At 66.3% G+C, this 23,268-nt stretch carries 22 protein-coding genes; 11 read left to right on the forward strand and 11 right to left on the reverse strand.

The genetic code is table 11. The annotated features are described in order from the left end of the window. Positions 1-60 precede the first annotated feature (60 nt). The 6 genes from C1924_RS09905 to C1924_RS09930 form a co-directional block, all read right to left on the reverse strand. Complete coding sequence (locus tag C1924_RS09905; protein WP_108765139.1) at positions 61-273, reverse strand: hypothetical protein; 213 nt, start codon at positions 271-273, stop codon at positions 61-63. A gap of 98 nt (positions 274-371) precedes the next feature. Further along, complete coding sequence (locus tag C1924_RS09910; RefSeq protein ID WP_108765140.1) at positions 372-1,562, reverse strand: methyl-accepting chemotaxis protein; 1,191 nt, start codon at positions 1,560-1,562, stop codon at positions 372-374. 214 nt (positions 1,563-1,776) lie between these two features. Beyond that, entirely contained in the window at positions 1,777-2,391 is a 615-nt protein-coding gene (hflD, locus tag C1924_RS09915) for a high frequency lysogenization protein HflD (RefSeq protein WP_108765141.1), read from the reverse strand. Further along, positions 2,388-3,530: a tRNA 2-thiouridine(34) synthase MnmA gene (mnmA, locus tag C1924_RS09920; RefSeq protein WP_108765142.1), complete on the reverse strand. Its 1,143-nt coding sequence runs from the start codon at positions 3,528-3,530 to the stop codon at positions 2,388-2,390. The genes hflD and mnmA overlap by 4 nt, the downstream gene beginning before the upstream one ends. Then, positions 3,527-3,988 (reverse strand): NUDIX hydrolase, encoded by a 462-nt coding sequence (locus C1924_RS09925; protein WP_108765143.1) that lies wholly within the window; start codon positions 3,986-3,988, stop codon positions 3,527-3,529. Before C1924_RS09925 ends, mnmA begins: the two co-directional genes overlap by 4 nt. 1 nt (position 3,989) lies before the next feature. Then, complete coding sequence (locus C1924_RS09930; RefSeq protein ID WP_108765144.1) at positions 3,990-4,478, reverse strand: hypothetical protein; 489 nt, start codon at positions 4,476-4,478, stop codon at positions 3,990-3,992. 109 nt (positions 4,479-4,587) lie between these two features. Between C1924_RS09930 and clpS the strand changes: the two genes are divergently transcribed. Together clpS and clpA are read left to right on the forward strand one after the other, a co-directional pair. Continuing rightward, the gene (gene clpS / locus C1924_RS09935; RefSeq protein ID WP_079221861.1) at positions 4,588-4,914 is read left to right on the forward strand and encodes an ATP-dependent Clp protease adapter ClpS; all 327 of its coding nucleotides are present in this window, start codon (positions 4,588-4,590) and stop codon (positions 4,912-4,914) included. Between the two features lie 240 nt (positions 4,915-5,154). After that, positions 5,155-7,437, forward strand: a complete 2,283-nt coding sequence (gene clpA / locus C1924_RS09940) for an ATP-dependent Clp protease ATP-binding subunit ClpA (RefSeq protein ID WP_108765145.1) — start codon at positions 5,155-5,157, stop codon at positions 7,435-7,437. 76 nt (positions 7,438-7,513) lie between these two features. Here the strand turns inward: clpA and C1924_RS09945 are convergent, their stop codons facing one another. From C1924_RS09945 to C1924_RS09960, 4 genes are all read right to left on the reverse strand, one after another. Then, a complete protein-coding gene (locus C1924_RS09945) occupies positions 7,514-7,906 on the reverse strand; it encodes a hypothetical protein (protein ID WP_108765146.1) in 393 nt (130 codons plus the stop codon). 202 nt (positions 7,907-8,108) lie between these two features. Next, the gene (gene infA, locus C1924_RS09950; RefSeq protein WP_005409596.1) at positions 8,109-8,327 is read right to left on the reverse strand and encodes a translation initiation factor IF-1; all 219 of its coding nucleotides are present in this window, start codon (positions 8,325-8,327) and stop codon (positions 8,109-8,111) included. Positions 8,328-8,413: 86 nt separating this feature from the next. Then, complete coding sequence (gene aat / locus C1924_RS09955) at positions 8,414-9,154, reverse strand: leucyl/phenylalanyl-tRNA--protein transferase (RefSeq protein ID WP_108767018.1); 741 nt, start codon at positions 9,152-9,154, stop codon at positions 8,414-8,416. Positions 9,155-9,264: 110 nt separating this feature from the next. After that, positions 9,265-10,389 carry a GNAT family N-acetyltransferase gene (locus C1924_RS09960; RefSeq protein ID WP_108765147.1) on the reverse strand — a complete coding sequence of 375 codons (1,125 nt, stop codon included), beginning with the start codon at positions 10,387-10,389 and terminating at the stop codon, positions 9,265-9,267. A 169-nt stretch (positions 10,390-10,558) separates the two neighbouring features. Here C1924_RS09960 and C1924_RS09965 point away from each other — a divergent pair, with 169 nt between their 5' ends. Both C1924_RS09965 and C1924_RS09970 read left to right on the forward strand, forming a co-directional pair. Next, the gene (locus tag C1924_RS09965) at positions 10,559-11,254 is read left to right on the forward strand and encodes a hypothetical protein (RefSeq protein WP_108765148.1); all 696 of its coding nucleotides are present in this window, start codon (positions 10,559-10,561) and stop codon (positions 11,252-11,254) included. 3 nt (positions 11,255-11,257) lie between these two features. Beyond that, entirely contained in the window at positions 11,258-12,229 is a 972-nt protein-coding gene (locus C1924_RS09970) for an N-acetylmuramoyl-L-alanine amidase (RefSeq protein ID WP_108765149.1), read from the forward strand. Here the strand turns inward: C1924_RS09970 and trxB are convergent. Beyond that, positions 12,199-13,170, reverse strand: a complete 972-nt coding sequence (gene trxB / locus C1924_RS09975; protein WP_108765150.1) for a thioredoxin-disulfide reductase — start codon at positions 13,168-13,170, stop codon at positions 12,199-12,201. The genes C1924_RS09970 and trxB overlap by 31 nt on opposite strands. Before the next feature lie 233 nt (positions 13,171-13,403). Here trxB and C1924_RS09980 point away from each other — a divergent pair, with 233 nt between their 5' ends. The 7 genes from C1924_RS09980 (at position 13,404) to C1924_RS10010 (ending at position 23,248) form a co-directional block, all read left to right on the forward strand. Next, positions 13,404-15,764, forward strand: coding sequence for a DNA translocase FtsK (locus tag C1924_RS09980; protein WP_108765151.1), 2,361 nt, complete (start codon positions 13,404-13,406; stop codon positions 15,762-15,764). Positions 15,765-15,800: 36 nt separating this feature from the next. Then, the gene (locus tag C1924_RS09985) at positions 15,801-17,738 is read left to right on the forward strand and encodes a DUF3857 domain-containing transglutaminase family protein (protein WP_108765152.1); all 1,938 of its coding nucleotides are present in this window, start codon (positions 15,801-15,803) and stop codon (positions 17,736-17,738) included. Positions 17,739-17,849: 111 nt separating this feature from the next. Next, positions 17,850-18,488: an outer membrane lipoprotein chaperone LolA gene (gene lolA, locus C1924_RS09990; protein WP_108765153.1), complete on the forward strand. Its 639-nt coding sequence runs from the start codon at positions 17,850-17,852 to the stop codon at positions 18,486-18,488. Positions 18,489-18,779: 291 nt separating this feature from the next. Then, a complete protein-coding gene (locus C1924_RS09995) occupies positions 18,780-20,057 on the forward strand; it encodes a replication-associated recombination protein A (protein WP_254051250.1) in 1,278 nt (425 codons plus the stop codon). A 142-nt stretch (positions 20,058-20,199) separates the two neighbouring features. Then, on the forward strand, positions 20,200-20,574 hold the full coding sequence (locus C1924_RS10000) for a DUF805 domain-containing protein (RefSeq protein WP_108765155.1): 375 nt from the start codon (positions 20,200-20,202) through the stop codon (positions 20,572-20,574). Between the two features lie 162 nt (positions 20,575-20,736). Further along, positions 20,737-21,747, forward strand: coding sequence for an alpha/beta hydrolase-fold protein (locus C1924_RS10005; protein WP_108765156.1), 1,011 nt, complete (start codon positions 20,737-20,739; stop codon positions 21,745-21,747). Between the two features lie 121 nt (positions 21,748-21,868). Further along, positions 21,869-23,248, forward strand: coding sequence for a YncE family protein (locus C1924_RS10010; protein WP_108767019.1), 1,380 nt, complete (start codon positions 21,869-21,871; stop codon positions 23,246-23,248). Positions 23,249-23,268: the final 20 nt, after the last annotated feature.

The following is a 23,268-nucleotide window of genomic DNA, read 5'->3' on the forward strand; positions in this document are numbered from 1 at the left end:
CGCATTCCCTGCAGGGCCGTCTACTGCAGCAGGACAGGCCCATCCGCGCGTGGCGTGGATCTACAGCGCTTCCCCATCCAGCCCAAGATCCCACGCCATCCCCAGCAGCTCAACGGCCAGCACGGGCGGGGCGGGGCGGGCATCGGCCAGCTGGCGCAGTTCCTCGATCTCCTCGCGCGCCACGGCTTCCAGCGCCTGCAGCTGCTCGCGCACGCCCGGGTTGCGGGGGCGCTGGTCGGGGTCGATCGGGGGCAGGGCGCGGATCAGGGTCATGGCGCGCGGGTCAGGGGCATCCAATGGAAGAGTACAGGCAAAGGCCCCGGAACTACCGGGGCCTTCGGGGCTGCCGGAAAAGGCAGCGGACATCAGGATCAGAACAGCTCGACCGTGCCGGCGCCCATGTTCTGCTGGGCGACCGGCTTGTGCGGCGGGCGCTCCCATTCACTGCGCAGTTCGCGCAGGCGGCTGCCGGTGCGCTGCAGGGCGGTGGCGATCTCTTCGTCGAACACGCCGCCATTCCGGTGCAGCAGCTCTTGCAGCGCCACGGCCTCGCGGTTGATCGCGGTCAGGCGGTCCAGGTGCGTGTGCACGCCACCCAGAGCCTGGGTCGCGATGTCTTCAAACTGCAGGGCGCGCACGGCTTCGGCCACGCTGCCATCAATCGAACGCGCGCACTCGGACACTTCGCGCATGCCGTCGCCCAGCGAGGCATTGATCTGCGCCACGTTGTCCAGCATCGCCGCCGCTTCCTGGCGGGCTTCGCGGGAGCGGTCCATGTCACGCGAGGCCATGTGCGAAACGGTCTCGCGCACCTTGGCAATGGCGTCCTTGGAGCTGTGGGCCAGCTTGCGGATCTGCTCGTTGAAGGTGGTCGAACGCTCGGACAGGTTGCGCACTTCGTCGGCCACCACGGCAAAGCCGCGACCGGCCTCGCCGGCACGGGCCGCTTCGATGGCGGCGTTCAGTGCCAGCAGGTTGGTCTGGTCGGCGATCGACTTGACGTCTTCCAGCAGGGCGAAAATGCCGTCCAGGTGCTGGGCCATCTGGTCGATGTGCTGCACCGTGGTGCTGCTCTGGCCGCTCACCTGTTCCAGCGCTTCCACCAGCTGTTCCATGCGGTTGCTGGCGTGCTGGGCGAAGCGGGCGACATCCAGGCCAGCGCCACCTTCGTCACCGGCGCGGTCGACAATGCGCGAGAGTGCCTGGCTCTGCTGGCGCGACTTGCGGTTCATCGCATCGAAGCTGCCGCCGAGGCTGGAAACGGCCTGGCGGATCAGATCGCGGGCACGTTCCACTTCGCCGCGCGAACCGTCGATCTCATTGCCGACGAAATTGCGCAGCTCGGTCAGCAGCTGGTCCTGCTCACGCAGGACACGGGCATGTTCCGGGGAGCGATGCGCCTGGGCGCGGGTGGTCCACCACGCAAAGCCCAGCCAGCTCAGCGTCATCGTGGTCAGGATCGCCCAACGCAGGGCGGCCGGCCATTCAAAGCCGATGGCAAAGGGGAGCAGCAGAGTCAGGGCCAGGGGGGCGGCCAGACGGATGAAAATGCGTGAGTACATGGACGTTCTCGGGAGGTGCACGGAGGATGTATCGGCCGTACGCCCCTTCTCTTTAACGTCGATGTGCCTTCTGGACGCGCCGGATTTCCGTCGCTGCCGGGGTTCTGGGGTCAGAGCCCTTTTCCATGGAAAAGGGATCCGGCCCCACCGCCGTCCAACCGGGGTCGGATCCCTTTCCGTTACGGAAAGGGCCCTGACCCCACAGGGGAGGCGCTCAGCCCAGCTGCCGGTCCACCGCTTCGCTCATCGCCTTGCGGCTGAGCAGGAAATCCCAATAGCTGCCGCCCAGCTGCCGCCACAGCACCGCCGAACGCACGGCGGCCAGCAGCAGCGCGCGGATCTCGGCCACGACCCCGGCCTGGCCCAGGTAGTGGGGGTTGCCCTGCACCATGACGCGCGGCTTGAGGTGGCTGATGGTGTCCGCATACAGGCCGCCAAGGCTGGCCAGCACCTCCGGGTGGGCACTGTCGCCGAGGTCGGCCGCCTGGCGCTGGGCACGCTCGATGCCCGACGCTACCTTGTTCACGGTGGCGCCGTCCTGCACGAAGCGGCGTTCCAGCTGCAGCACCGACAGGGCCAGCTTGGGCAGGATCGGGTCCTGGCCCTGGTTGCGCAGGTAGTTGTGCAGCAGGCGCAGGCCGGATTTCAGCGCGTCGCGGTCACCAAACACCTCCTGCGGGGAGGCGGCATCGATGCGGAACACGCTGTCCACCGCCGTGCGTACCGCGGCGGCATCGGAATGGCCGGTATCGGCGATACGGCGTACCTGCTGCAGGGCCTGTGCAATGCCGGCCAAGGCCAGGACGCGGTCGTCGACAGTGAAACTCATGCAGCGATTACCTCAAAAGGAGAAGGGGTGGTGCGCAGGCGCTGTTCCAGCGGCGCATCGGTGGCGGCGATCACCGCGCCGCCCAGGCAGACATCGCCGTCATACAGCACCAGCGACTGGCCGGGGGTCACGGCGCGCTGCGGGCGGGCGAACGTCACCTGCACGCTGCCATCGTCCAGGACCTCGACCGTACACGGCTCGTCCGGCTGCCGGTAGCGGGTCTGCGCCGTGCACTCGAAGCGGCGGGCCGGCGGGGCGCCGGCGATCCAGTGCGCGGTTTCCGAGCGCAGGCGGTCGGACAGCATCCACGGGCTGTCGCGGTCCTGGTCCACGTACAGCACATTGCTGGCGACATCCTTGCCCACCACGTACCACGGCGCTGCCGGGCGGCCGCGCACGCCGCCGATGTTCAGGCCCTCGCGCTGGCCCAGGGTGAAGTAGAACACCCCCGGATGTTCGGCGATGACGCTGCCGTCGGCCGGGTCGAGGATCTGGCCGGTCCGGGCCGGCAGGTAACGGCCCAGGAACTCGCGGAAGTCGCGCTCACCGATGAAGCAGATGCCGGTCGAATCCTTCTTGGCATGGGTCGGCAGGCTTACGTCGCGGGCAATGCGGCGCAGGTCGCTCTTTTCCAGGTCGCCGATCGGGAACAGGGTGGCGGCCAGTTGCTCCTGCCCCAGCTGGTGCAGGAAATAGCTCTGGTCCTTGGAACGATCCGCACCGCGCAGCAGCAGCCACTGCTGGCCGCGCTGGGCGATGCGCGCGTAGTGGCCGGTGGCGATGCGCTCGGCGCCCAGGTCGCGGGCGGCATCGAGGAAGTGCTTGAACTTCACTTCGCGGTTGCACAGCACATCCGGGTTGGGCGTGCGGCCGGCGGCATACTCGGCCAGGAAGTGCTCGAACACGCCCTGCCAGTACTCGCTGGAAAAATCGCGGAAGTGGAACGGGATGCCGAGCAGGCCGCAGACCGCCACCGCGTCGCGGCGGTCATCCTCGGCGCGGCAGTCGCCGCTGCCATCGTCGGCCCAGTTCTGCATGAACAGACCGGCGACCGCCTCACCCTGCTGCACCAGCCGCCATGCGGCCACGGACGAATCCACGCCGCCGGACACCCCAACCATCACCCGTGGGCTGCTCATGCGACCTCCTGCACCAGGGAAAGCGGGTGGCGCTGGCCGGCCAGATAGTCGGCCACCACGCGCCAGACCAAGGGGCTGCGCAGGCGCGGCCCGGCCGCCTGCAGTTCGGCCGGCTCCAGCCACAGGGCGCGGTCGATGCCGGTATCCAGCGGCTGGTCCGGGTCGTGCGAGATCGGGCGGGCGCCGTAGCAGAAACGCAGGAACGCGGTGCCGTCAGGGGCGGTCCACTGGTAACAGCCGATGAAGGCCGTCAATTCCACGGTCCAGCCGGTTTCCTCGCGCGTCTCGCGCAGGGCGGCGGCGGCCAGGCTCTCGCCCGGTTCCAGGTGGCCGGCGGGCTGGTTCAGCACCTGCCGGCCCTCGATGGTCTCTTCCACCAGCAGCACGCGGCCGCCGTCCACCACCACGGTGGCGACAGTGGCGTGCGGTGCCCAGCGCGGGTCCTGCTCAGCGTCCAACTCAGAGATCGTCCTTCTTGGTCAGCTCCAGCTCCATCGCATCGGCGGTGCGGATGGCCGCATCGATGGCGTCGCTGAGCTGGTCGGTGGTGGCATCGGCGTCGATCTTCACCACGAACATGGCGGTCTTGTCCTGCTTTACCCAGCCGCCCATCTTGGCGTCCTGGGAATCCTCCAGCAGGCGGTTGGCCACCGCTTCGGGGAACTGCTTGTCCTTGGAAACGTAGCCGGGCGACCAGATTTCGCGGATGTTGTGGCTGCCGAAATCCTCAACGGCCGACCGCACGTAGACCATCTGCGTGCGGTCCCCTTCCACGTCGAACACCATCTGGTAGTCGCCGTCCTCGTCCACCTCGAACGTGTAACCCAGCTTTTCCAGGTGACGGGCGATGGCGGCATCCGCCTTGCTGCTCTCCGCAGCGGGCGCTGCACCGGCCGTGCCGGTAAAGGCCAGGGCGATCAGCAGCGCAGGCAGAAGGGTCCTTTTCATGAAAAACCTGTGAAACATGGGAACAGGTGGTAATTGTGACGGCGGCCGTGCGCGCCGTCCAATCCGCGGCAGGCCGGCGCAGGGCTGTCTCACCCCCTATAATGTGAGGATGCCCCGCGAGTCCTCCCCCGAATCCCATCACGACCACGGTATTGCCGTGGAGCCCGCGCGCCCGGAAGTGGCGCCGCCGCCGTTCTACCAGGTCATGATCCTCAACGACGACTACACCCCGATGGATTTCGTGGTGGACGTCCTGCAGCAGTTCTTCAGCATGGACCTGGACAAGGCCACGCAGGTGATGCTGCACGTGCATACCCGTGGCCGCGGCGTGTGCGGGGTCTTTACCCGTGAAGTGGCCGAGACCAAGGTCGCCCAGGTCAACGAGTACTCGCGCATGAACCAGCACCCGCTGCTGTGCACGATGGAAAAGGCCTGACCGGTCTCCCGTAGAGTCGAGCTTGCTCGACTGGACCCCGCAGTCGAGCAAGCTCGACTCTACCTCCCCCTCCCGCCTGGCCGGTCCTGCCCCCGGCCTGCGTGCTGTCCTGCAATACCCGGTGTGAACCACGGCAAACAATTTGCACTACTAACGCCATCTGAACGCAGCAATCCGCTAGGGTGATGGAAATCGCGTAGTCAGGCCGCATATTGTCCCCATCTGCCGCCGGAGTAATCCATGTTCAGCAAAGACCTCGAACACACCATCGGCCAGTGCTACAAGCGCGCCCGTGAGGCCCGGCATGAATTCATGACGGTCGAACACCTGCTGCTGGCACTGCTCGACAATCCGTCCGCCCAGGCCGTCCTCAAGGCCTGTGGCGCCGACGCCGACCGCCTCCGCCAGGAACTGGAGCAGGCCATCGAGGCGTCCGTGTCCCGCTTGGCCGAAGATGACGGCCGCGATACCCAGCCGACCCTGGGTTTCCAGCGCGTCCTGCAGCGGGCCGTGTACCACGTGCAGTCCTCGGGCAAGAAGGAAGTGACCGGCGCCAACGTGCTGGTCGCGATCTTCGGCGAAAAGGACTCCCACGCCGTCTATTACCTCAACCAGCAGGACATCACCCGGCTGGACGTGGTCAATTACCTGTCCCATGGCATCGCCAAGCTGGGCGAGGAGGGCGAGCAGCCGTCGTCCCCGGAAGGCGAGGGCCGCATGGAGGGTGGGGACGGGGAGCCCAAGGGCGACGCCCTGACCGAATTCGCCAGCAACCTCAACGAACAGGCCCGGGCCGGGCGAATCGACCCGCTGGTGGGCCGCGCCGATGAGATCGAGCGCACCATCCAGGTCCTGTGCCGCCGCCGCAAGAACAACCCGCTGTACGTGGGTGAGGCCGGCGTGGGCAAGACTGCGATCGCCGAGGGCCTGGCCCGCCGCATCGTCGAAGGTTCGGTGCCGGACGTGCTGGCCGACGCCATCATCTATTCGCTCGACCTGGGCGCGCTGGTGGCCGGCACCAAGTACCGCGGCGACTTCGAGAAGCGCCTGAAGGGTGTGCTCACCGCGCTGAAGAAGGTGCCCAACGCGGTGCTGTTCATCGACGAGATCCACACCATCATCGGTGCCGGCTCGGCGTCGGGAGGCACCATGGATGCCTCCAACCTGATCAAGCCGGCCCTGGCCTCGGGCGAGCTGCGCTGCATCGGCTCGACCACGTTCCAGGAATATCGCGGCATCTTCGAGAAGGACCGTGCCCTGGCCCGGCGCTTCCAGAAGATCGACATCGTCGAGCCGACCGTGGGTGAAACCTACGAAATCCTGCAGGGCCTGAAGGGCAAGTACGAGGCCCACCACGGGGTTACCTATTCGGATGAGGCACTGCAGGCGGCGGTGGACCTGTCGGTCAAGCACATCGCCGACCGTCTGCTGCCTGACAAGGCCATCGATGTCATCGACGAGGCCGGCGCCCGCCAGCGCCTGCTGCCGGAAGGCCAGCGCAAGGAGCTGATCGACGTCGAGGAAGTCGAGGCGATCATCGCCAAGATGGCGCGCATCCCAGCCAAGCAGGTCAGTGCCACCGACAAGGACGTGCTGCAGCACCTCGAGCGCAACCTGAAGATGGTGATCTTCGGCCAGGATCCGGCCATCGGCACCCTGGCATCTGCCATCAAGCTGGCCCGTTCCGGCCTCGGCAACCCGGACAAGCCGATCGGCAACTTCCTGTTCGCCGGCCCCACCGGTGTGGGCAAGACCGAGGTGACCAAGCAGCTGGCGCTGCAGCTGGGCATCGAGCTGGTCCGCTTCGACATGTCCGAGTACATGGAGCCGCATTCGATCAGTCGTCTGATCGGTGCGCCCCCGGGCTACGTCGGCTTCGACCAGGGCGGGCTGTTGACCGAGAAGATCGTCAAGACGCCGCACTGCGTGCTGCTGCTGGACGAAATCGAGAAGGCGCATCCGGACATCTTCAACATCCTGTTGCAGGTGATGGACCGCGGCGTGCTCACCGACACCAACGGCCGCGAAGCCAACTTCAAGAACGTGGTGCTGGTGATGACCACCAATGCCGGCGCGGCGCAGGCCTCGCGGCGTTCGATCGGTTTCACCAAGCAGGACCACGCCACCGACGCGATGGAGACCATCCGCCGCAGCTTCACGCCGGAATTCCGCAACCGCCTTGACGCGGTCGTGCAGTTCCAGCCGCTGGGCTTCGAGCACATCCTGCGCGTGGTCGACAAGTTCCTGATCGAGCTGGAAATGCTGCTGCAGGAAAAGCACGTCAGCCTGTCGGCCACCCCGACCGCGCGCGACTGGCTGGCCCACCACGGCTTCGATCCGCTGATGGGTGCCCGCCCGATGGCGCGCATGATCCAGGACAAGATCAAGCGCCCGCTGGCCGACGAACTGCTGTTCGGCAAGCTCGTCAATGGCGGCAAGGTGAGCATCGACGTCCGCGACGACGAGCTGGTGGTGGAGACCCACGCAGAACCGGAACGCCTGCTGCCGGCCACGGTGGAGTAAGGGGCGCCGGTCGGGCATCGCCCGGCTGGGGAGTGAAAGGCAAGGGCGGCTTCGGCCGCCCTTGTCGTGTCTGCTTTCAGCGGGTGCGCTGGCGTGCCTTCTGCTTGAACGTGGCCGCATCGATCGGCTCGATACGGGCGACGCTGCAGGCGGCACCCTCCATGCGCAGCTCGGTGCGGCCCGCGCTGCAGACCCGGCCTTCCTGGCCGTCCGTGACGAAGGCCAGCTTGCGCGAGTACGCCGCCTTGCCGCAGTCGCTCTCGAAGTGCACCACATAGTGGTCCTGGCCGTTTCGCAGCAAAACGTTGCGCGAGGCGTTGGCGCGCACCAGCTGCTGGTCGCTGCCCAGCTGGATGCAGTCGTCGGTTCCGGCGGCCGGTGCATCAGCGGCGTGGGCCGGCATCGCGGAAAGGGTGGCGGCAGAGAGCGCCAGCGCGGCGAACAGAGCGGGCAGGGAATGCATGTTCATGGCGGGGCAGGGGATGGCGATCCGGACTGGATCGGCTGCCACCTTGCCGCCGCGGACGCGAATGCGAATCTGCCTCAAGGCCACCTGACCGATGCCACGGTGTGTTCGGTCAGGGTGACCTCCGGCAGGGCCGGATTGCAGGCATGACAAAAGGCCAGCAACCAGGGCTGGCCTTGTCAGGGTGGCACGGAACGCCGACCGCTTACTTCATGCGGTAGGTGATACGACCCTTCGTCAGGTCGTACGGGGTCATTTCGACCTTGACCCGGTCACCGGTGAGGATGCGGATGTAGTTCTTGCGCATGCGGCCGGAGATGTGGGCGATGATTTCGTGCCCATTTTCCAGGCGAACGCGGAAAGTGGTGTTCGGCAGCGTCTCGCTGACGGTGCCCTCGAACTCGATGGAATCGTCTTTCGACATGTAGTCCTGTGCGGTTCAGAAAACGGCCACGCTGGGCCTAAGGCGCGGTATTTTACGCGCCCTTCGTCCAGCTTGCAAAGATCTGGTTAAACCCCCGCCAGATCACGGGCCGGCCAGCGCCCCACCGCCTGGGTCCAGGGGCCTTCGCGGCCGGGCTGGCGCACCGCCAGATCCACATGCTGCAGGAAATCCGCACGCGGCAGGTGAACCGCCCCCATCCGCAGCAGGTGCGGGTTCTCCACCTGGGCGTCGATGAGCTGCCACCCCCAGCGGTGCAGGGTGGCCGCCAACGCGGCGAGGGCGATCTTGGAGCCGCCGCTGGCATCACTGAACATGCTTTCGCCGAAGAACATCGTGCCGATGGCCACCCCGTAGATGCCGCCGACCAGGGTCTGCCGGTCCCACACCTCGAATGAGTGGGCGAAGCCGAGGTCGTGCAGGTGGCTGTACGCGTCCACCATGTCCGGGCTGATCCAGGTGCCGTCCTGTCCGGGGCGTGGCGCCGCAGCGCAGGCCCGCATCACCCGGTTGAAGGCCGTATCGGCGGTCACTTCCCACTCGCAGTGGCGCAGTTGGCGTCGGAATCGGCTCGACAGATGCACGCCGTCGGTATGGAACACCATGCGCGGGTCGGGCGACCACCACAGGATCGGCTCACCCTCACTGAACCACGGAAAGATGCCCCCGGCGTAGGCATTGAGCAGGCGCAACGGGTGCAGGTCGCCCCCTACTGCCAGCAGGCCGTCGGGCGTGCGAAGGGCAGTATCGGCAGGCGGAAAGGGCGCGTCCGGCGCATCGGCCAGGCGCCACGGCAGCGGTCGGGTCATGCAGGCATTGTAGGCGTCGCTGCCCCGCGCGTTGGTCTGGCGCCTTTGCACTTTTGCTGGTAGTGCCGGCCGCTGGCCGGCAGAGCCACCTCAGTCGAACAAACTCGACGCTAAGGGCCTGCGCGGAACGGGCTGTGCCCCTGTAGTTCCTGCTGGTACCGGCGCACATCGCGCCGCTCCTGCTGGCACCACTCCTGCAGCGCCTCGGCAAAATCCGCATCGGCCACCCAATGCCGGCTGCGCACCAGCGTCGGCAGGAATCCCCGCGCCAGCTTGTGCTCACCCTGTGCGCCCGGCTCGAAACGCCGCAGTCCCTCGCGCAGGCAGTACTCGATGCCCTGGTAATAACAGGCCTCGAAGTGCAGGCCGGGCAGGGTGGCGCCACCCCAGTAGCGGCCATACAGCGTGTCGCCCCCGCGCAGGCACAACGCGCCAGCGATCGGCTCGCCCTCATGTTCGGCCAGGAACAGCACCAGCCCCCGCCCCAGCGATACGGCCAGGTGGCGCAGGAAGGTCTCGGTGAGTGCCGGCGCATTGCCGTACTCGAGGAAGGTCTGCAGATAGAAGCGGTACATCGCCTGCAGGTCGGCGCGGCTGGCCTCGTCGCCATGCACCATCCGGAACGTGATTCCCTGCCGGGTCACCTTCGCCCGCTCCTGGCGGATGTTCTTGCGGTGCTTGTGGTCCATCGCGCCAAGGAACTGATCGAACGTGGTCCAGTCGCCCGGGTTCTGCCATTGGAACTGCACGTCTTCGCGCAGCAGCCAATCGTCACTGAAGGCGTCGTCGTCGCTGGCGGTGTGGAAATTGATGTGTGCCGAAGACACCTCCAGCCCGTGCATCTGCTCGCCAAGCGCCGACAGCAGCGCAGCCCGGTCCACGCCCTCGCGGGCCAGCAGGCGGGGTCCCGTCACAGGCGAGTACGGCACCGCGCCCAGCCACTTCGGGTAGTAGTCGCGACCGTGCCGCGCATAGGCGTTCGCCCAGGCATGATCGAACACGAACTCACCGTGGGAGTTGGTTTTCAGGTAGCCAGGGATGGCGCCGACCAGGGTGTCGTCATCCCACAGGGTGAGGTGCCGGGGCTGCCAGCCCCAGTCCTCGCGCAGGCATCCGTGGGCCTCCAGCCCGGACAGGAAGGCGTGGCTGACGAAGGGGTTATGGCCGTCGTGCAGGGCATCCCAGTCGGTGTCGGGAATGGCCTGCAGGTAGTCGAGGAAGCGGGCGGAGAGCATGGGGAGAGGATAGGGCAGGTGGGGTTCGATTTGCCGGGTGTCGTGAATGCCTTGAGGATTCTTGCAATTTCATGGATGCGTGAAGTTCGTCCCGTTGATCATCCCGGTTGGAAGTCACGTTGATGAAGCAGCGCATCGGCTGCAAAGAGTCGAACCGGAGGACTAACACATGACACTGACCCGACTGCTTCGCTGCGCGCCGGGCACTTGCTTTGCAATCGCATCGCTTTTCGCTCCCCTGCCATCATTGGCGGTTGCTGGCTCGGCTGCGGCCAACGTTCAGCACAGCGATGCACAGCTTGATGCGATCCTGACCGTCAGGGCGCAGGAGATTCTGGACCGGATGAAGCGCCTTCAGGGCCAGTCGAAGGACATCCGCGTGCAGGTGGTTTTCGACTTCGGGGCGGGCGCGCTTCGAGTTTACTTTGGCCCTGGAATACTGCCGGATGACTACGGCGCCAGCTTTGCAGATCAGCATGACGACTTTCGTCACAGCTTGACGCACATTGCGCAGAAGGCTGCGCCAGTAAAGGAAATCATATTCCGCTACGACGGTCGAGAGATCGAAGCGTACTTTCCGGAGGTCAGGAAGGAGGCGGAGGATGCTCAGAGGGCACGCGAAAGGAGGTCTCAGGGCGGCCATGCCTTTGTATCGGCGTCCCAGGGGTACTACTACCATCATGGCTGGAAGAAGTGGGTGTTGCAGCGCGATCCGTATCACGGGGTTCAAGAGGACTTCATTGCGCTGGAGTATGCCGATGAGCTTCAAGTGTGGCTTGCTCGGCGCGGGCCAAGCGTGGTGACGACGCGGCCACGATCGCTTCTCATCGAAATTCCGCATCCAGAAGCCATGCAGCCTTGGTAGCAGATGGCTGCGAGATATGCACTGAAGGAGAGGTTTCCGGAGAATCCGAAGATATGGAACTTAAAGGGTGATCGAATCTATCCCACCAGAGACTACGATGAGGACATCAACAGCCGTCCGCTCATGGCAAATCATGTAGGCGCAGGCGTGGCATTGCACCTTCATACGAATGGCGCTGACGATGCTTCTGCCTCAGGAACACGTGCTGTCGTTCAGCCCGGTCGACCGGACGATCTTGTGCTGGGGCGTAGCATCCTTTGTTACATGAAGGAGCTGATACAGAGCGCCGAGGGGTATGGCGAATTCCCTGTGGGTGGAGAGCCGTTCCAGGTGGACAAAGGGGAGAATCGTTTGTCGGAAATGCCATCCGTGATTGTGGAGATGGGCTTCCATACAAATCCCGTAGATGCCGCAGCCCTCCAGGATCCCCTCTTCCGTACTGCCTCGATGAAAGGCGTCGAGAAGGGTTATCGGCTCTTCCGCGAGGGCAAGGGCTGCCTACCGCTAAAGGCGGCGCCCATCGGCAGCATCAATCTCTCCCAGGGGGACTCGCAACAGGTGGACGTTGCATTCGAGGGCTATCCTCAGTATCCGATCCAGCTGATCACCACCAATGTCGGTTGCCCGCCGGGCTGGACCTGCACGGATGGGCGGGTACGCATCGAGACCCCGGATGCGAAGCCGAGCCAGATCACGCTGCGTTGCGAGAACGCTGGAAGCGCGCCGATCCTCTGGGACACCCAGGTGGTCGACGATGATGGCGTGAAGTCTCCGCCGGTGCGGCACTGGGTGCAGTGCATCCGCAGGCCCGGAGGTGCGGTCGCACGTCCTGGTGCCCCTGTCGGGGTCGAGGCGGCGACGGCAGGTTTAGAGAACGGGCGCTTTCGCGCCCGTTCTTCTTTCGTCGAGCATGGCTCGACGCTACAGGAATGGCGGTTGAAGCCTCAGCTGGCCTTGCCCTGTGCGTCCAGGTAGCGCTCGGCATCCAGCGCGGCCATGCAGCCGAAGCCGGCCGAGGTGATCGCCTGGCGGTAGTGCTGGTCGGCCACGTCGCCGGCGGCGAACACGCCTTCCACCGAGGTCTGGGTGGCGTTGCCGCCCAGGCCCGAACGGATTTCCAGGTAGCCGTTGTTCATCGCCAGCTGGCCGTCGAACAGCTGGGTGTTCGGGTGGTGGCCGATGGCCACGAAGAAGCCATGGGCATCGATGTCGCGGGTGCTGCCGTCCAGGGTCGACTTCACGCGCACACCCGTCACGCCGGCGTCGTTGCCAAGCACTTCTTCCACCTGGTGGTGCCAGACGGTCTCGATCTTGCCGGCGGCGACCTTGGCGAACAGCTTGTCCTGCATGATCTTTTCCGCCTTCAGGGAGTCGCGGCGGTGGACCAGGTAGACCTTGCGGGCGATGTTGGACAGGTACAGGGCTTCTTCGACAGCGGTGTTGCCGCCGCCGACCACGACCACGTCCTGGTCTCGGTAGAAGAAGCCGTCGCAGGTGGCGCAGGCGGAGACGCCGCGGCCCTTGAAGGTCTCTTCGGTCGGGATGCCCAGGTACTTGGCGGTGGCGCCGGTGGAGATGATCAGCGCATCGCAGGTGTACTCGTGGCTGTCGCCGATCAGCTTGAACGGACGCTGGGACAGGTCGGCCGTATGGATGTGGTCGAAGATGACCTCGGTCTCGAAGCGCTCGGCGTGGGCCTGCATGCGCGCCATCAGGTCCGGGCCCATCAGGCCGTGGGCGTCACCCGGCCAGTTGTCCACCTCGGTGGTGGTCATCAGCTGGCCACCCTGCTGCAGACCGGTGATGACGACCGGCTTCAGGTTGGCGCGGGCGGCGTAGACGGCGGCGGTCCAACCGGCCGGGCCGGAACCGAGGATGACGAGGCGCTGGTGGCGGGAGGGCAGGCTGGTGCTCATGTAAACTCGCGAAAAGGTAGATGGGACAAGGCGCTGGCGATGTTTGCGCAGCATCCTCGGCAGGTCATAGAGTGGCGGCTGGGGCGGGGTGATTCAAGCCGATGAACAGAACGCCGTCACCCACGGGTGGTTTTGGCGCCTGTCGGCACCCTGGATGCCACCGGTGACTGAAAACTGACGCCGTGTCGTTTATTATCAAACACTAACAGCGCATTCCAAAGGTATGGTCTAAGGTGGCGAAGCAGGTGCCCGAACGCTCCAAGTCCGACGACAAAAAGGCGTCGCGTCGCTCGGCGGCAGCGGCTCCAACCGACAATCCCCGCCGTCAGCGCCTCTGGCGCGACCTGGGGCTGATCGCCATCGCGCCGGCGCTGCTGTATCTGGCCGCCAGCCTGTTCACCTATTCAGCCAGTGATCCGGGCTGGTCGCACACCGGCAGCGTGGTCGCGCCCGTGCACAACATGGGTGGCCGCGCCGGTGCGTGGATCGCCGACGTGCTGCTGCAGCTGTTCGGCTACATCGCCTTCCTGCTGCCGGTCGTGCTCGGCGCGCTGGCCTGGATCGCCATGTTCGGCCTGAAGCGCGAGAGCAAGGGCGAGAACGATCTCGATCCCGCCCTGCGCCTGGTCGGCCTGGTCGGCTTCCTGATCGCCGGCACCGGCTTCCTGCACGTGCGCCTGTTCAGTGGCGACGTGTCCAGCGCGGGCGGCATCCTCGGCAAACTGGTCGGCAACTCGCTCACCGTCGGCTTCGGTGCGCTGGGTGCGAACCTGTTCGTGCTGGTGCTGCTGCTGGCCTCGATCACCCTGGCCACTGGCCTGTCGTGGTTTGCGGTGATGGAAAAGATCGGCCGTGGCGTGATGTCGCTGGCGCCGCTGCTGGAACGCAAGAAGGAACAGGCCACCGAATGGCAGCAGACCCGCGCCATGCGCGAGGAGCGCCAGGAAGTGCGCAAGGCCGATGCCGAAGTGCGCGCCAAGCGCGAGCCGGTGAAGATCGAGCCGCGCCCGGAGCCGGTGATCGAGAAGAGCGATCGGGCCAAGCGCGACACGCAGATCCCGATGTTCCGTGGCGTCAATGGCGATGGCTCGGATCTGCCGCCGCTGGCCCTGCTGGATGATCCGAAGCCGCAGCCGGTGGGTTACGACAAGGACACCCTGGACGCGCTGTCGCGGCAGATCGAGTTCAAGCTCAAGGACTTCCGCATTGACGCGCAGGTGGTCGGCGCCAATCCCGGCCCGGTCATCACCCGATTCGAGATCGAGCCGGCACCGGGCATCAAGGTCAGCCAGATCAGCTCGCTGGACAAGGACATTGCCCGCGGCCTGTCGGTGAAGTCCGTGCGCGTGGTCGACGTCATTCCGGGCAAGTCGGTGATCGGCCTGGAAATCCCCAACGTCACCCGCGAAATGATCTACCTCTCCGAGCTGCTGCGCTCGAAGGAGTACGACAAGTCGGCCAGCGTGCTGACCCTGGCGCTGGGCAAGGACATCGCCGGCCGCTCCACCGTGGCCGATCTGGCGCGCATGCCGCACCTGCTGGTGGCCGGTACCACCGGTTCGGGCAAGTCGGTGGCGGTCAACGCCATGGTGCTCAGCCTGCTGTTCAAGGCCTCGCCGAAAGACCTGCGCATGCTGATGATCGACCCGAAGATGCTCGAACTGAGCGTGTACCAGGGCATTCCGCATCTGCTGGCGCCGGTCGTCACCGACATGAAGGAGGCCGCCAACGGCCTGCGCTGGTGCGTGGCCGAGATGGAGCGCCGCTACAAGCTGATGAGCGCGGTGGGCGTGCGCAACCTGGCCGGCTTCAACAAGAAGGTGAAGGATGCGCAGGACGCCGGCCAGCCGCTGATGGACCCGCTGTTCAAGCCGAACCCGGAGCTGGGTGAGGCGCCGCGCCCGCTGGAGACGCTGCCGTTCATCGTCATCTTCATCGACGAATTCGCCGACATGATGATGATCGTCGGCAAGAAGGTCGAAGAGCTGATCGCCCGCCTGGCACAGAAGGCACGTGCGGCTGGCATCCACCTGATCCTGGCCACCCAGCGCCCTTCGGTGGATGTCATCACCGGCCTGATCAAGGCCAACATCCCCACCCGCATTGCCTTCCAGGTCAGCTCGAAGATCGACTCGCGCACCATCCTCGACCAGTCCGGTGCCGAAACCCTGCTGGGCCACGGCGACATGCTGTACCTGCCGCCCGGCACCGCCATGCCCGAGCGTGTGCACGGCGCCTTCGTTTCCGACGATGAGGTGCATCGCGTGGTCGAGCACCTCAAGGCGATGGGGCCGGCCGACTACATCGATGGCGTGCTGGACGAAGTGCAGACGATGGGTGACGGCGTGGTGGTCGGCGCCACCGGCCTGCCGGAAACCAGCGCGGCGGGCGACGAGTCAGACCCGCTGTACGACGAGGCGCTGCGCGTGGTGACCGAGACCCGCCGCGCGTCCATTTCAGGCGTGCAGCGCCGCCTGAAGATCGGTTACAACCGTGCAGCACGACTGATCGAGGCCATGGAAGCGGCCGGCGTGGTCAGTGCCCCGGAACACAACGGCGACCGCACGGTGCTGGCACCGCCGCCACCGAAGTAAGCCCCGCCACGCCAACGACGTCCAAGGATCCGACGCATGTTCCGAACCGCCTCCTGCGTGCTGGCGCTGGCCTGCGCACTTGCCGCCAGCCCGGCGGTTGCCGGCGCGCCGGCCTCGGCGCCCACCCCGGCGCCGCCGTCGGTCGGCAGCGATGCCGAGGCCAGCAACAATTTCAGTTTCGTGCGCTACCGCGCGGACTACGTGGTGCGTCCCGACGCCGGCAACGTACAGACCGAAACCTACGAAATCCTGCTCAAGACCAAGGCCGCAGTGGAGCAGTTCAGCCAGGTGCGGTTGAGCTACAGCGAGAAGATGGAAACCCTGGACGTGGTCAGCGCCTATACGCTGACTGCCGACGGCCAGCGCCGGGACGTGCCGGCCGACCGCATCTATACGCAGGAAAGCTATTCCAGCGCGGCGGCCGCCATGTACGCCGACCGCAAGGTGCGGGTGATCGTGTTCCCGAACCTGGCGCCGGGCACGCGCCTGGTCTACCGGGTGCGCCGGACCCAGCAGACCCCGTATTTCCCTGGCTACTTCGGCCTGTGGGAAACCTTCAATGTGTTCACCCAGTACGACGACGCCGAAGTGACCCTCAGCGCGCCGGCCAGCCTGCCCATGTACGTGGACAGCCGTGGCGTGCAGGGCAGCGACACCCCGACGGCGAAGAACGGCCAGGCGCAGTGGCGCTGGCGCTACCAGCGCCGCGACCCCATGCAGGCGCAGAACTGGGCGGCGGCGGTCTGGGAGTTCGGGCCGAACATCATGGCCAGCACGTATCGTGACTGGGCCCAGGTCGGGCGCGCCTACCAGGTCAAGGCCGGCGAGGCCGCCACGGTCACCCCGCAGATCCAGGCGCTGGCCGATGAAGTGACCGCCGGCCTCGATGACCGCAGGGCCCAGGCCGACGCGCTGTACCGCTGGGTGGCGCAGAACATCCGCTACGTGGCCGTGTACCTGGGCAACGGCGGGCTGGAGCCGAACAGCGCGCAGAGCATCCTCGACAACCACTATGGCGACTGCAAGGACCATGTCGCGATCCTGGAGGCGCTGCTGGCGGCCAAGGGCATCGCCAGTTCTCCCGTGCTGATCGGCGCAGGCGGTGGCCCGACGCTGCCGAAGATTCCGGTGCTGGGCCGGTTCAACCATGCCATCACCTACGTGCCCGAGTTCGATCTGTACCTGGATTCGACCAGTGCCTGGGCACGCTTTGGCCAGCTGCCCGATGGTGACCTTGGCGCCCCCGCGCTGCGTACCCGCGATGCCTCGCTGGCGCGCACGCCGGACAACGACCCGCAGCGCAACGCCACGGTGATGGACGTGCGCTTCACCTTCGATGCGCAGGGCAACCTGCAGGGTGAGACGGTGCCGCAGCTGAGTGACAACGCCGAGATCGGGATGCGCGCGCAGTTCGCCCAGCTCAACGCGCAGAACCGCGCCCGCGCCGAAGAATCCATCATGGCCGCCTCCGGTTTCGACGGGCGTGGCCAGTTGCAGCTGCAGGGCGTGCCGGTCGACCTGACCCACGCATTCGGCTACCGCATGGCCTTCGAGGCCGAGGATTACGTGGATTTCAGCGTGGCCGGCGGCATGGCCGTGCCCGACCCGCCAGGCGGCGAATCGGTGCGCGGGCTGTACGCCACGGCGTCGGCCCCGGCCAATGAGACGCCGTTCTACTGCAATGCGAGCCTGCGCGAAGAGACCTACCGCCTGCAGTTTCCGGCCAGCGTGCCGATCATCGCCATCCCGCGCAGCCAGCAGTTCCGCAACGCCGCCGGTGAGTACCGGGTGGACTGGGCGCGCGACGGGCAGCAGGTGATCGTCCGCCATCGCCTGCGGCAGAGCGCCGTGCGCGGCGCCAACGCGCTGTGCCAGCCTCAGGATTACCCGGCGTTCCGCGCGTTGTACCGCGAGGTCCGGCGCGGCTTCCGTGGACAGGTGCTGTACGGCAGATTGCCGGGCGCGGGCGGCTGAATCGCCGTTGCATGCGCGGGGCGGCATAATGTCGCCCTGATCGCCCATTCATCTTTCGCCGGGCACACTGGCCTCCAACTTTCCTGGCGCGTGCGCCCACAGGATCCCTGCATGAACATCCCCATCCGACGTTTCCTTGCCACCACCACCCTGGCCGTCGCCTGCGCGGCCGCCGGCAGCGCCTGGGCGGGCGCCCGCGATGATCTGAAAGCCTTTACCAGCGGCTTGAAGGGCCTCGATGGCCAGTTCAGCCAGCAGGTGTTCGACAGCCGCGGCAAGGTAAAGGAATCGACCAGTGGCCGCGTTGCCCTGTCCGCCCCGCGCCTGTTCCGCTGGGAATACGTCCGCCCGCACGAGCAGCTGATCGTGGCCGATGGCAAGAAGGTCTGGATGTACGAGCCGGACCTGGAACAGGCCACCGTGCGCGAGCAGGGCAAGGAAGAGCAGAACAGCCCGCTCACCGCGCTGATCAACCCTGCGCTGCTGGAGCAGCAGTACGACCTGAGCGAAGAAGCCGCGAAGCGTGACGGCCTGCAGTGGCTCTCGCTGTCGCCCAAGCGCGATACCGAAGCCAGCTTCCAGTACGCCGCACTGGGCTTCAACGCGCAGGGCCTGGCCAAGATGGAAATCACCGACGCGGTCGGCCAGCGCACCGTGATCACCTTCAGTGGCTGGAAGCGCAATCCGGGCTTCGCTGCAGGCACCTTCAGCTTCACCCCGCCGAAGGGCACCGACGTCATCGGCAATTGATCGCAGCCGCCGGGCGTGGCCCGGCGCTACCTGCTCGGGTGGGTGCCAACCGTCCACCCCGGTGGGTGCCAACCGTTGGTTGGCACGCTTCTGCTCTGCTTCGGTAGGTGTCAACCTTGGTTGACACGATGTTGATCTACCGGTCAGCGGCCGGCACTACCGATCCGGGGCCGGCACCGGCCATGGGCCTCGCGGTACAATGGCCGGGTGCCAAGACATCGTTCCACTTCCTTCCCCGGCCCCGATCTGCTGAGCGTTGATCGGGTACATCTGCGCCCACTGGCCGAGCGCATGCGCCCGCGCACGCTTGACGAAATGGTGGGGCAGAAGCGCCTGCTGGCGCCTGAGAGCGCGCTGCGCCGTGCGGTCGAATCGGGCCGCGTGCATTCGATGATCCTGTGGGGCCCGCCGGGCTGCGGCAAGACGACGCTTTCGCTGCTGCTGGCCGAGTATTCCGATGCCGAGTTCCGCGCCATCTCGGCGGTACTGTCCGGTCTTCCGGAGGTGCGCCAGGTGCTGGCCGAGGCCGCGCAGCGTTTTGCCGAGGGCCGGCGCACCGTGCTGTTCGTCGACGAAGTGCACCGCTTCAACAAGGCGCAGCAGGATGCGTTCCTGCCGCACATCGAGCGCGGCACCATCCTGTTTGTGGGCGCCACTACCGAAAACCCGTCCTTCGAGCTGAACTCGGCGCTGCTGTCGCGCTGTCGCGTGCACGTACTGGAAGGCGTTTCGCCCACCGATATCGTCGAGGCGCTGGATCGCGCACTGGGTGATCGCGAGCGCGGCCTGGGCGAAGAGCGCATCGACGTTGCCCCCGAACTGCTGCTGGAAATCGCCACCGCCGCCGATGGTGATGTGCGTCGCGCCCTCACCCTGCTGGAAATCGCGGCCGAACTGGCCGGTGGGGAAGGGGGGCGGATCACCCCGCAGACCCTGACCCAGGTGCTGGCCGACCGCACGCGTCGTTTCGACAAGGGCGGCGAGCAGTTCTACGACCAGATCTCGGCGCTGCACAAATCGGTGCGCAGCTCCAACCCGGATGCCGCGCTGTACTGGTTGACCCGGATGCTCGATGGCGGCTGCGATCCCTCCTATCTGGCACGCCGTTTGACGCGCATGGCCATCGAGGATATCGGCTTGGCCGATCCGCGCGCGCAGAGCATGGCGCTGGAGGCATGGGACATCTACGAGCGCTTGGGCAGTCCGGAGGGCGAGCTGGCGTTCGCCCAGCTGGTGCTGTACCTGGCCAGTACCGCCAAGTCGAACGCCGGCTATGCCGCGTTCAACCAGGCCAAGGCCGACGTGCGCGAAAGCGGCACGGAAGAAGTGCCGCTGCACCTGCGCAATGCACCCACCAAGCTGATGAAGGAACTCGGCTACGGTGCCGAGTACCAGTACGACCACGACGCCGAGGGCGGAATTGCCTTGGACCAGACCGGGTTCCCGGATGCCATGGGTGAACGGGTGTACTACCAGCCGGTCCCGCGCGGGTTGGAAATCAAGCTGAAGGAAAAGCTGGATCGGCTGCGCGCGGAGCGTGAGGCCGCGCGAGCAGCAAAAGGCCGCTGACCTGGATTTTGTAGAGTCGAGCTTGCTCGACTGCTTTCATGCCAGTCGAGCAAGCTCGACTCTACGAAGAGCAGGTGCGTTTGTCGCGCGCGCCGGCATTTGGCAGACTGCGCGCCTTCTTTTTTCAAGGACGTGTTCTGCCATGGATCAGCTCATTCTTCCGTTGAAGCGCTACGCCCAGTTCGACGGCCGTGCCAACCGCCGCGAGTACTGGATGTTCCAGCTGTTCCTGGTCCTGGCCACGTTCGTACTGATGATTCCGTTCGTCATTGCGGCGTTGATGGAGTCGCAGGGCCTGATGATCGCGATGGGCGTTCTGTTCGTGCTGTTCTGGCTGGCCACCATCGTGCCGGTCATCGCCGTCACCGTACGCCGCCTGCACGACTGCAACCAGTCGGGCTGGCTGTACCTGCTGTCATTCGTTCCGTTCGGCGGTCTGGTGATCTTCGTGTTCACGCTGCTGCCGGGCACGCCGGAAGAAAACCGTTTCGGCCCTGTGCCGCCCGAGTTCGGCTGATTCCCTGCCGCGCCGGGCTCGCCGGACAGCGCCCGGCGGCATCTAGGGTGTCGCGCGCGCGATACACAGCGTGACGTCTGGGCGATGTGATAATCATTCGCGTTTAAGGTAGACTGCGGTCCCTTGATGAAGAGGCGGCAAGGCCCGCCGTATCCGTCACCCATGACGCTTTCCGCACGCTCCTTCGGCTGTCTGGCCGCCCTCATGATCGGCCTGGTGATGGTTGCTCCTTACGCCCACGCGCAGCAGCGCAATCCGCAGCAGTTGATGGGCCACACCGTGCTCGACGAGCCGGCGGCCAGCTATCGCTTCGAGCGGTTCGTGGTCAGCAGTCCAGACCAGCAGCGCCGCTGGCGGGTGAATGTGGGCATCCCGACCAAGGCCGCCACCGCGCCCTCATCGGTGCTGTATGCGCTCGACGGCAATGCCGTTGCCATGGTGCTGGACCAGTCGCTGCTGGCCGAACTCGCCGCAACGCGCGCGCCGCCGGTCCTGGTGCTGATCGGTTACGACAACGAACTGCGCATCGACTCGCCGGCCCGCACCCGCGACTACACCGCCTGGATCGATCGCGCCGATGACGAAGGCGGCAGTACCCAGGCCGTCGGTGGTGGCGCCAACGCGTTCCTCGACCTCATCGAACGCCGCATCAAGCCCGAAGTCGCGCGCCGCGCCAACATCGATACCCGCCAGCAGGCGCTGTGGGGGCATTCACTGGGCGGCCTGTTCGTGCTCAACGCCCTGTACACCCGGCCGGCCGCGTTCCAGCGCTATCTGGCGGCCAGCCCGTCGCTGTGGTGGAGCCAGGGTGCAGCACTGGGCGACCCGGAGCAGCAGTTCGTGCAGAACGTGCATGGCCAGCCGGCCAAAGTCTGGTTGATGCTGGGCGGCGCCGAGCGGGTGGGGGATCGCGGCAAGCGCGACATGACCAATCCGCGCGTGGTCGCGCACCTGCGCCGCATCGGCGGTGCCACGCCGGATGCCGCGATGCAGCTGTCCGCGCGCCTGGCAAAGGTTCCCGGCCTCAGCGTGCAGTACCGCGAATTCCCCGGTCTCGGCCACGGCCCGATGCTGCCGGCGTCGTTCCACGCCGCCCTGCATGAGCTGTACGGCGTCACCGACCGCAGCGCGGACGACGGCAACGCGCCGTCGCCGGCCAACACTGCAGAGTGATCCCGCGCACGGCCCGGCCGTGCAACCCCACTACCCAGGCGCGACTGTCGATGTGCAGCGGCCCAGGCAACCGATGAATCCCGCGCCACGTGGCGCGGCCTACGTGTGCAAGGAGCCTTTCATGTCGTTTCGTCCGTCCCTCCGCCTGACGTCCCTGGCCGCCGGCCTGCTGCTGGCAGTGACCGCCAGCGCCCAGCCGGTGTTCGACCAGCCTGCCAACGCCACCTTCAAGGGCACCGTCATCTCGCGCGGCGAGAACGTGGTCCCCGGCAGTACCGCTGATGTCATCGGCCGCGGCTTCGTCCCCGGCCAGCAGATCAGCCTGCAGCGTGGCGACAGCGTCCTCAACACCCAGCCGGTGGTGGTCGATGCCGATGGCAACTTCAAGACCCAGCTGACCATTCCGGCCGATGCCGTGCCCGGTACCCATCCGGTGGTCGTGCGCGCCACCCAGCCGGCCGCCGCCACGGTGCTGAAGCTGCGCGTCTCGCCGCAGCTGCCGCTGTCGGGCCAGCAGCAGTTCGCCACCCACTCCAACAAGCTGGTGCCGGGCCTGTACCAGTCGGCCTACAGTGCCGCCAGCAATGCCGTGTACGTGACCTCGGCCGTCGGCCGCCCGCCGGTCACCCAGTCGCAGCTGCTGAAGCTGGACCCGAAGACGTTGAAGGTCACCAAGGCGATCACCCCGGCACAGGTACCCGGCACCACCAATGGTGCGGTGTATGCGGTCTATGGCGTGGGCGTGGATGACACCAACGGCAACGTCTGGGTCACCAATACCCGCCAGAACTCCATCGCCGTATATCGCCAGAAGGATCTGTCGCTGGTCCACCAGTTCCCGGTCGACACGGTGCCGCATGCGCGCGACGTCGTCGTCGATGGCACCCACGGCAAGGTGTTTGCCTCGGCGACCGGCGAGGACCACCTGTCGGTGTTCGATGCGAAGACGCTGAAGGAACTGCCGTCGATCACCCTCGAATCGGGCGTGGACGAAGGCAAGTTCACCCCGATGAGCCTGGTGCTGGACGAGAAGGCCGGCAAGCTGTTCACCGTCAGCATCGGCACCCCGGAAGCCGCCGTCATCGACGTGGCCACCGGCAAGGTCGACAAGGTCATCGATCTGGGCAATTCGATCAGCGCCTCGGGCGTGGCCTTCGATGCACAGAAGAACCGCCTGTACGTGGCCTCGCAGGGCACCGACAACCTGCTCATCGTCGATGTGGCCGGCGGCAAGGTCGTGCACGATGTGCCGGTGGGTGCCGGCGCGCTGAACGTTGCGTTCGATGAAAAGAGCGGCCTGGCCTACGTCACCAATCGCGGCGCGGGTACCGTCACCGTCGTCGATCGCGACGGCAAGGTGGTCGGCAATCTCGATGGCGGCACCTTCCCCAACCATGTCCGCGCCGACGGCAAGGGCAGCGTCTTCGCGGTGAACAAGTCGCGCGGCGCCGACGATGCCAAGGGCGACCGCATCACCCGCATCACCCTGCGCCAGCCGTAACCCACGTGCCGGGCGAGGGC

This window comes from Stenotrophomonas sp. ESTM1D_MKCIP4_1, from assembly GCF_003086895.1.
Classification (GTDB): Bacteria; Pseudomonadota; Gammaproteobacteria; order Xanthomonadales; family Xanthomonadaceae; genus Stenotrophomonas.